Consider the following 10,054-nt stretch of genomic DNA (forward strand, 5'->3'; position numbering starts at 1 on the left):
CAAAAGTCTCTTCAGGAATGAGCTGGCACGGCCCGCTTGGCGACGGCTTTGGCGACGACGCGATCACTGGCGCCGGGCTTGAGAAAAATCGTCAGCACCACCGACAGCATGAGCGCACCACTCATCAGCAGGTACGAAGCGCCAGGCGAGCCGGTGGAGCTGTTCAAATAACCGACCAGATAGGAGCCGCCGAACGAACCGAGCGCACCCATGCTATTGATCAGCGCCATCGCGCCGCCGGCAACGTTGGCCGGCAGAATTTCCGGGACGATGGCAAAGAACGGCCCGTAAGGTGCGTACATGCAGGCGCCGGCAATCACCAGCAGCGTGTACGACCACCAGAAATGATCGGCGCCGAGCGCGTAGGAGCCATAAAACGCAATCGAGGCGATCAGCAGCGGCGGCCAGACGAAGCGTTTGCGTTTTTGCAGTTTGTCCGAGCCCCACGAAACGACGAGCATGCCGATCACCGCCGCCAGATACGGCAGCGCCGACAGCCAGCCGGCCTCGATCATGTCCATTTGCGCGCCGGCCTTGAGGATCGACGGCAACCACAGCACAAAGCCGTAGACGCCAATGCTCCAGCAGAAAAACTGCAGGGCCAGAATGATCACCTTCGGCGAGCGGAATGCCTCGGCATAGTTTTTCACCGCTTTGATCCCGACCTGTTCGGCGGCCAGGGCACTTTCCAGATCCTGCTTTTCCTGGTCGTTGAGCCATTTGGCCTGGGCCGGACGATCATCGGCCAGACGCCACCAGATAAACGCCCACAGCACCGCCGGCAAGCCTTCGATGATGAACATCCAGCGCCAACTGAAATGCTGCACCAGATACCCGGAAACCACCGACATCCACAGCATGGTCACCGGGTTGCCGAGGATCAGAAAGGTATTGGCCCGCGAGCGTTCGGCGCGGGTGAACCAATGGCACAGGTACACCAGCATCGCCGGCATGACTGCCGCTTCGACAACGCCGAGCATGAAGCGGATGACGATCAGCCAATAGGCGTTGGAGACCACGCCGGTCAACGTGGCGAGGCCACCCCAAAGGATCAGGCTGACGAAAATCAGTTTCTTCACGCTGTGTTTTTGCGCGTAGATGGCGCCCGGGACCTGAAAGAAAAAGTAGCCGAGGAAGAACAGCGCGCCGAGCAGCGAGGACAGGCCCGGGGTGATCATCAGGTCGGCGGCCATGCCGGACGCAGCGGCGAAACCGTAGTTGGCGCGATCCAGATACGCCAGGCTGTAGGTGATGAACACGATGGGCATGATGTACCACCAGCGGCGGGTGGCGAGGGTTGCGGTTTTCATGGGTCTTGCTCCTGAGCTTGTTGTTTTTGTCGCAGCAGGTTCAAATTTTTACGCTGATCAAGCGGGCCTCTTCGCGAGCAAGCCCGCTCCGGCAGTGGAATGCGTTTCATATGTGGGAGGGGGCTTGCTCGCGAAGGCGGCTTCAAATTCAGCGGATAACTCCTGGCGGGTCGGCAAACCTTCCATATCCCCGCGACTCTGCACCGCCCGACTACCAATCCAGTTCGCGCGCTGCACCGCCTCGGCAAAACTCTGGTGCTCAAGCAGGGCACTGATCATCCCCACTGCGAAGCCATCGCCGGCACCCACCGTGTCGATGACATTGGCCACCGGCACCCCGGCGACAAATCCCTGATCCAGATGCGTGCGGTAATAGGCACCCTCTGGGCCAAGCTTGATCGCCACCGCCTCAGCACCTTGGTCCAGATAAAACGCCGCAATGTCCGCCGGGTCGTCGAAACCGGTGAGCAAACGACCTTCACTCAACCCCGGCAGTACCCAATGGGCGAGGGCGGCGAGGCGGTTGATCTGGCTGATCATCTCGCGCTCGCTGGCCCACAGGCTCGGGCGCAGATTGGGGTCGAACGATACGCTGCGCCCGGCGTTGCGCATGCGGGTCATCAACTCAGAGGACATCTCCCGCGCCGAGGCCGAGAGCGCTGGAGGGATGCCCGTCGCATGCAGATGGCGAGCGCTCAGCAGATGGGTCGTAATCGACTGTGGCGACAAATGACTGGCCGCCGAGCCTCGACGGAAATATTCGACTTGCGGGTCGCTGCCATCGTCGGTGCGGGACTTGAACTGGAAACCAGTGGGGTGCGCCTTGTCGACATCAACATGGCTGCAATCCAGACCTTCCTTGATCAAGGTCTCGACCACAAAGCGTCCGAGCGAATCGTTGCCGACCCGACTCAGCCAAGCCACATTGAAACCCAGCCGCGAAAGCCCGATTGCCACGTTGCTATCGGCTCCGGCAATACGTTTATGGAAGTGCTCGACCGCCGCCAGATCACCGCATTGCTCGGCCACCAGCATCGCCATGGTTTCGCCAAACGACAGAATATCGATCTCAGACATGAGCAGGCTCCAGACGGCATTGGCCGAGACGGGCGAGGGTGGCGACGTGTTCGCGAGTCAACTCGACCAGATCATCACCCTGCAATGGATACTCGGCCGCGCGCATAACGCCTTGAGCCATGTGCCTCAGCAGTTGTTCCCACTGATGCAAATCACTCGCGGCGGGCGGCACTGCCACCCGTTTGCCGTCGGCGCGGCGGGCCACGGCTTTGCAATGCACATAACCGACGTGGCGACCGAGCAGGCGCGCGGCGTTGGTGGCGGACTGGTCCTGCCACTGCCAGTTGCCGATGTCGAAGGTCATTTTGATCGGCAGGTTGTGTGCTTCGATGGCAGTGAAGAACCGCTGAAACGGCTCGATCCGCCCGCCGTGCAGAGTCTGGTCGTTCTCTACCAGCAACTGCACCTCGATATTGCCGAGCAATGGCTTTAGGGCTGACAGATCGCAGTTGTCGGTGAAGTAGCCGAGTGAAACCTTCAGCCACTTCGAACCGAACGCCTCGGCGTGTTGCAGGGCAGTAATCAACTCCGGGTTGGGATGGGACTGGCCGGCCAGCCACAGTTCGGTCGGCGACGAATAGATGCTTTGCAAACCCAGCGCCTGAGTGGCGGCGCTCAACTGCGCGGGTACTTCTCGGGTCAGCAATTCCTCGCGCCACTCGATGCGATCAGCTCCGGCGGCAGCCAATACGTCGATAAAAAAATCTTGCCCGCGCAGACGTACAAGCTCGGCGCCGTAGCTGGACAGGCTGATGGAAACAGCAGGTCTATTCATTGTTGTGTACCTCTGAAACCGGTTTCATTTTTGTTTAAATTTTTTTCAGATGTTTCTCTGTTGTTCCTTCGGGCCCTTTCGCGAGCAAGCCCGCTGCCACCCTGGAATGCGATCCCATTGTGGGATCGGGCTTGCTCGCGAAGAGGCCAGATCAGTCACCGCAAAATCCCGAGGGTCGAACCCCGCTCAACCAGCACCGGCGCAAAATCCAGCACCCGCGCCGCTTCATCATTCCCACGCAAACGCTTGAGCAAACACTCGAACGCCCGCGCGCCAATCTCCTCGGTCGGTTGGGCGAGCGCAGTGATCCCGCTGCCCACCAATGGATACCAATCCAGATCATCCAGGGCGATGAGCCCGACATCCTCGAACAGCCGCGAACCGATCGTCCGCAACGCATGGGTCGCCGCCAGCGCCGCCACACCGTTGGCGCAGAACAGCGCCTTCGGCCTGGTATCTGGCGTGTTTAGAAAAATGTGAAGCTGAGTGGCCAGATCGTTGCCGGTTTCCAGCACCGCCCCGGTCAAATCGGAACGTTGAGCAATTTGCGCCTGAAAACTGCTGACCCGCTCGATCCGCGAACTGGTGCCGTCATACGGCTCAGTGACCAGCACCAGATCCCGATAACCGCGCTGCTCGAGATGGGTAAGCGCCATCTCGACAGCCTGCGGGTTATTCAGCCCGACCATGTCGCTGTCGAGACCGTCGACCTTGCGATCCACCAGCACCAGCGGTATCTCGCGGCGCAACTCATGCAACTCGTCACGGTGATGGCCAAGTGTGTTCACGATCAGGCCTTCGATGTTGTACGAGCGCAACAGCGCCAGGTGCTGGCGTTCCTGCTCGTCATCACGGTCGGTGTTGCACACCACCAGGCTGTAGCCGTACGCACGGCAGGCGGTTTCCACCCCGTGCATCACGGCAATCGAATAAGGGTTACGGATATCGGCGACCAGCATGCCGATCAGGCGCGTACGCCCGCGTTTCAGACCGCGAGCCATCTGATTGGGACGATAGCCGAGTTCGGCAATTGCCTGCTCTATGCGCAGGGCAATGGCATCGGAGAGCAGGGCGCGGTCATCGCCGATGAAGCGCGAGACGCTGGCCTTGGACACGCCTGCGCGTCTGGCAACATCAAGCATGGTGACGCGGCTGTGCTGAGCGGCGGAAAGGACGTTCAATTCGGTAGACCTTATTTTTGGAGGGTAGCGGTTCAATATGAAATACCACTGAAACCGGTTTCAGAAGACACTATCAAACCCTGGGTCGTCAACCTTCAAATACGTCAAAAGCATTCATGGCAAGCCGGATTTCCGACAGGCGGTTACTTGACCTGTCAGATCTGACAGTAGGCAGTTTCTGGATAACAGCGCTTAATTTCTTCAGGCCAAGGTGACCATCCAGTGAGAAATTCCATGCCGACCAAAGCGCCAATTACTGCCAGCAGCACATTGAATTCCGCTGTGCTCCTGAGCCTTCCGCGAGTGGACGGAGTTGACCCCCAAGATCCGGCGGGAACATTGCCGCCGGACGCAAAACAAGTCGGCATCGTCTGCGTGATTGACCGCTGGCTGAATTTTCCTGTTTCTGGCGCGCGCAAAGACCGTGTCGAGATCTTCATTGCCGGTAATCCCGATTTTGTCGCCTGGGGCGAATATGGGGCCGCGGACGACGCTGTGGAATTTCGTATTTCAGTGGCTCCCGAGAAACTACCGGATGTGGCGACGTTTGAGTTGTTTTATACGGTCCGTTCGATCAACCCTACGACGTCGGATAAACGACGCCTCACCTACGCAATCGTTGCGCCACCGCAACGTTTGAAAGAGGCGGGTTTTCCCGACGCAGACCTTTGGGGATACATCGGTTGTCATAAAAATTATCCCGACGATCCGGAGTCCTTGTTTATCTGGGAAGGGATTCGCGTCGAGATCCCCTTTGATGATTTATTTGAACCAAAAGATGTTCTCATGGTGTATTGGCAAGCATGGAACTCTCTAAACGGACCAGGAGAATTAGTAGAACCATTAACGCCAGAGTTCGAATTCACTGAGGTTGTAACTGATGTTGTAAGCAAGCAACCGGTAAAGTTGGTGATAAAACCATTTGCCTCACATATAGAGCCGATGCGAAACAAGCATTCAGCGACCGTCAATTACCAGTTGTTGCGAAATGGAGTTGCTATATTTCGCTCTTTTCCCGGGCTGGTGAAAGTAGACAGGGTGATTCCGGGAGAAACCGAATATTGCGCTGACTCAAGTTGGATGACTTGATCAGAGCGTAATAGTGGCAGCGATATCACGACTGCAGTTGGCGCCGTTCGCCATTGTCGAAGATGCATGGGTTGAAGACATTTTCTACGCAATGGAGAAAGCACATGACAAGTATTCAAACAGCGGCGTCAGGGTCACCAGTGGGCATTTTGGCTGCGCCGACCCCGGAGTTACCGGATGGGCGCGGTCCAAACAAGAACATTATTCCGATAGCCGCGATTCCTGTGGGCGGCCCGCTGACACTTATGGTCAAGACTAATGTGTGGTTGAACCCCCACGACTTGGATGAGATCACCCTTGATGTCACGCGAACCCAACCTCCCGCCACCCCGTTGCCGACAGACTTCACGCGGCTACCACGGGTGAAACTCGGTAACCTGGCCAGCCGCCCTGTAGATATTCCGATCACAGTGCCTACCGAATATCTGGGCGAAGATGCAACCCCTGACGGACCGACGCCGATCTGGGTTCGTAGCGTGCTGTATGAGCGGGGGCTCAACCCGCTGGTCGGCACTGTGATGCAGTTTTTTATCGACCGCACCGGTGCCTGGCAGGCTAAACCTGCACAAACAGGTACAAATCCCGGGCAAATCCCTGGCGCCAAAACAATTCCACCAGCCACGTTTCCAAATGCCCCCGGCGATCTCGATGACACATGGGCGAACCTGCCAGGTAACTCAGGGGGATTGCAGGTAGTAATTGATACGTCCTACCCCAACGCTCAGCCGGATGACACGTTGACCCTGTACGTGGCAGGTATACGTACCAACCCTCCGCAAGTGCCGCCTTTTTTCGAAGGGCCAATGCCCACCGATGGCAAGCTGTCCATCCCGACCGCAGAGCTGCGCAAGGTAACGAGCGGCCGGGTGTTCATCTGGTTCATCATATCTGACGCTGCCAGCAACCAGAGCGCATGGGGTGCGTATTACAGAAACGTACGTTTTCTGCCACTTCCTAAATTGGGCGTAATTACCGTCCCGGCAAACGAAGATGGTCTGATCGATTTACAAGATGCGCGTACAGGTGTGAAGGTAAAAGTCAGCCGGTTGGTAGATACGCTCGACACCGATGGAGTGAGCCTGACGTATGGCACTCAACCTGCCCAGGATCTCCAATTCAATGCACTCCAGGAGCTGGAGTTCACCATTCCTTGGGCGAGTCTGAGCAAACAATACTTTGATAACCAGACGGGGACGAATTTTGAGCTGGACGTGGTCGTCAAAGCTGACTTGATGCGTAGCAATTTATCGATCGACGATGGAACGATAACTGTCAAAACAGATTTCTCGACGCATCCGCCTTATACCGTCGACCCGGCGAACCCGCCCCTTGAGGTTAATTCCGAGTTCAAGAAACTTATTGTCCGCGGACAGGCCCCTGTTACGGACAACGTGCTCGGCCCTCATGACGTCAATCAAACAGCCAAGGCTCACATCGATGTATCGCCTGTCACAGTCGGGACGACATTTCCCGATCCCGCCCCGGGCGATCTGGTCACTCTGATGTATCTCGGGGATCAAGGCGAAATTATCGTTAATTCAATGCCAATGACTATATCGAATATCAATACAATCATTGAGGTAGATTTGCCATATAGCGTTGTCGGCCCGGGTGGTATTGGATCTAAAGACGCTTGGTGGGTATATGAAAACCCGGCTCGAAATAATACTCAAAAGTCGGAAAAAGAGACGGTAACTGTCAATACTGTAGTCATCGTCCTCGATAAACCGGAATTCCAACGTCCACCTACCGATGGCACCGGATACCCGTACATCATTTGCGGAAGTTTGACGGGAGATGAACACGTTGCGAGGTTCAAGATCCAGCCAAATGATCATTTCACCGATGGGATGCAAATCACATTCAATTGGCAAGGCTGGCATGACGAAGCTTATACGATAGATGCGCCGGCCGATACCGTGTTTAGTGAGACTCGTGCTATCACCGAGACAGAACTAACGGATGGCATGATCTGGGACATTCCGTATACACCTAATATTCGCAATCTTCCTCGTCCTCCTGCTACCCCAGCTGATCCAGCCGATTTTTATGCGGGCTATGTGAAAATCTGGTACTCCACGCCGACTGTGCCTACATCGGAAGTTGAAGAAATGGTGGTTTACTTGCTCAACGGTGACCTCAAGTACTGCGAGACGGAACCGGGTTGGGATCCTGCGCCTGCTCCTTAATCGGCAATCGGTGTTATTGCATTGCCGGGAGAGCGAAACTCCTCCGGCAATGCAACCTCGTTGACGACTAAAAACGTACGTTGCATCTCGATTCTGGACGATTAAACCCACTAACAAAGAGGATTGTTCCTACAGAGATGGTTCGGGCCTGCAGGTATCCTCTGCCCCCCCTCAACCACGGGTGACTGAAGGGGCTTGATTATCTGAGCCGCCGTTTTTCAGTCCCGATTAAACTCAATGAGAAGTTAATATGACGATTGAAAAAAGACTGGGGCCGACAGTTTTAAAAATTACTGGCACGCTCTCGTACGCGGCAGTGCTAGTTGCGTTCTCGGAGGTTTCTTTTTCGCGAAATCTCAACCCTGGCGAGGTCGAAACCGTATCCGTCGGTGCTACGCCAGAGGCCTGGTTCATCCCTACCACTGCCACGCTCAACCTCAATGGTGGTGATGCGCTTAACATCGTTGTCGGCGGTGGGACGTTAAACGCGATTTCCGCCAACACTTCACAGATTGAAGCCTCCGCAGATGCCCTCGTGACTCTGGATGGGGCGACGGTGACCGGTAGCAATTTTGACACTGCGCTGAGCTTGACCGACAGTTCGGCAGTGGTATCCGGCAGTACGCTGTCCAGCGATGGCAGAGCTATGTTGCTTGCGCGCGACCTGAACATACCCGTTGGCTCAACAGCGACCGTCACTGGCAGTACGCTGACAGGAGGTTTCTCGGGTGCCGCGGTGACATCCCTCAGTACGTTGAATCTGGTGGACAGCCGGGTTGAAGGGACCGACGCAGGTGGTGTTGGCCTCGAGCTTTATGGCGGCAACGCCAACATCAGTGCAGACAGCCGGGTCATCGGAGAACTGAACGGGATCATCTTCGGCGAGGACACCGTTTTGAACCCGAGCGATGTCACCGCACAGAGCGTATTGAAGGTTGATGGGTCAACCGTGCAGGGCCGCACCGGCGCAGCGATCAAAGTCGATTTTGCGACGCCGGACGATCAACCGGTATTGATCGAAATAGCCAACCGTTCGAACCTGATCGGCGGCAATGGCAATATCCTCGAAGTCATCGATGGCGCAGCGGCGCGATTTCAGGTCGACAACAGCCAGTTGACGGGCAATGTAGAGGTTGCTGACGGTGGAACCGCCGCCGTTTTCTTGCAAAACAATGCCAGCCTTGATGGCAATTTGCTCAACGTTGCCTCTGTTTCGCTCGATACCCGAAGCATACTCACCGGTAACATTCAGGGCTCGGGGACTGGCGTCGTGACGCTGGACAACGACTCGATCCTGCACGGTTCGGTTACCGGCGTCAGTACTATGTCCATCGGGCGTGGTGCTGAATGGAACCTGGTTGGTAACAATTCGTTATCGAATGTCCAAATGCATGGCGGGAACGTGAGACTCGGCACGCCCGCCGAGTTCGTCCGCCTGGACGTTGCCAACTTGTCAGGCAATGGCCGGTTTTTTTTGGATGCTGACGTGTCCACCGGTGAAACCGACTTTCTCAATGTCACGGAGTCAGCCAGTGGCCGTCATGAGCTGGTGGTCGGTGCAAGCGCCAGCGAACCTGTCACTGGTGCACCCGTTCAAGTGGCTAACATCGCTGGCGGGGATGCTCAGTTCGATCTGAGAAACGGTCAGGTTGATCTTGGTGCTTTGGCGTACAAACTGGTGCGAGAGGGCGAAGGTATTTTCCTACGAACGGATGGGACAACGCCGAGCACAGGTTCACAAACAGCACTGGCTATTGCCGGTACCGCACCGACGGTTATCTATTCGGAAATGACCACTCTCAATACCCGCCTCGGCGACCGTCGCATGGCCGGTACTCAACCCCGGTCGCGATCGGTTGCTGCACTGGACTCAAATAATCAGAACGCGACATCCGGCCTGTGGATACGGACACATGCCAATCAGTACAACGTCAAGAATGCCTACGGTGATGGTTATAAACAAAATCAGACTGGCGTCTCGTTGGGGGTGGATACGCCACTACCGATAGGTGATGGCCAATGGTTGATCGGAGTTTTTGGTGGATACAGCACCACTCGACTTAACCTTGCCCGTGGCAGCGCCGGCACGATCGACAGCACCTATGGCGGGATGTATCTGTCGTGGTATGACGAAATGACCGGGTACTACGTGGATACCGTTGGCAAAATCAACCGTTTTAGTAATGACGTCAAAGTCACCTTGAGCGATGACACTCGAACAAAGGGAGACTTCGATAATATCGGCATCAGTGGAACCGTCGAAGTGGGTAAGCATATTGTCTTGAACCGAGGTTACTTCATCGAGCCCTCCGGCGTTTTTCAAGGTTGTTGTCGCGTCGCCGTCTAACTATGCCGCTCTTTTCTCGGTCTGCTGCTGCCGATCCGGGTTCAACATCACAGTGCCCATCGGCTCCCAGTTTCTTGTCTGTCCAG

The 10,054-nt window shown here is 56.2% G+C and carries 7 protein-coding genes; 3 read left to right on the forward strand and 4 right to left on the reverse strand.

Annotated features, from left to right (window positions below; genetic code table 11):
- Positions 1–11 precede the first annotated feature (11 nt).
- From AACY11_RS25845 to AACY11_RS25860, 4 genes are all read right to left on the reverse strand, one after another.
- Complete coding sequence (locus tag AACY11_RS25845) at positions 12–1,310, reverse strand: MFS transporter (RefSeq protein ID WP_339466535.1); 1,299 nt, start codon at positions 1,308–1,310, stop codon at positions 12–14.
- A 57-nt stretch (positions 1,311–1,367) separates the two neighbouring features.
- Positions 1,368–2,387 (reverse strand): sugar kinase, encoded by a 1,020-nt coding sequence (locus AACY11_RS25850; RefSeq protein WP_339466534.1) that lies wholly within the window; start codon positions 2,385–2,387, stop codon positions 1,368–1,370.
- Positions 2,380–3,162, reverse strand: a complete 783-nt coding sequence (locus tag AACY11_RS25855) for a sugar phosphate isomerase/epimerase family protein (RefSeq protein WP_339466533.1) — start codon at positions 3,160–3,162, stop codon at positions 2,380–2,382. Before AACY11_RS25855 ends, AACY11_RS25850 begins: the two co-directional genes overlap by 8 nt.
- Before the next feature lie 155 nt (positions 3,163–3,317).
- Positions 3,318–4,343, reverse strand: coding sequence for a LacI family DNA-binding transcriptional regulator (locus AACY11_RS25860; protein WP_339496020.1), 1,026 nt, complete (start codon positions 4,341–4,343; stop codon positions 3,318–3,320).
- Between the two features lie 234 nt (positions 4,344–4,577).
- On the opposite strand from AACY11_RS25860, the gene AACY11_RS25865 reads away from it, so the two are divergent.
- The 3 genes from AACY11_RS25865 (at position 4,578) to AACY11_RS25875 (ending at position 9,968) form a co-directional block, all read left to right on the forward strand.
- A complete protein-coding gene (locus tag AACY11_RS25865) occupies positions 4,578–5,432 on the forward strand; it encodes a hypothetical protein (protein ID WP_339466529.1) in 855 nt (284 codons plus the stop codon).
- Positions 5,433–5,536: 104 nt separating this feature from the next.
- A complete protein-coding gene (locus tag AACY11_RS25870) occupies positions 5,537–7,621 on the forward strand; it encodes a hypothetical protein (protein WP_339496021.1) in 2,085 nt (694 codons plus the stop codon).
- 250 nt (positions 7,622–7,871) lie between these two features.
- Positions 7,872–9,968, forward strand: a complete 2,097-nt coding sequence (locus AACY11_RS25875) for an autotransporter outer membrane beta-barrel domain-containing protein (RefSeq protein WP_339496022.1) — start codon at positions 7,872–7,874, stop codon at positions 9,966–9,968.
- Positions 9,969–10,054: the final 86 nt, after the last annotated feature.

This window comes from Pseudomonas sp. RA_105y_Pfl2_P56 (genome assembly GCF_963970845.1).
Classification (GTDB): Bacteria; Pseudomonadota; Gammaproteobacteria; order Pseudomonadales; family Pseudomonadaceae; genus Aquipseudomonas; species Aquipseudomonas baetica_A.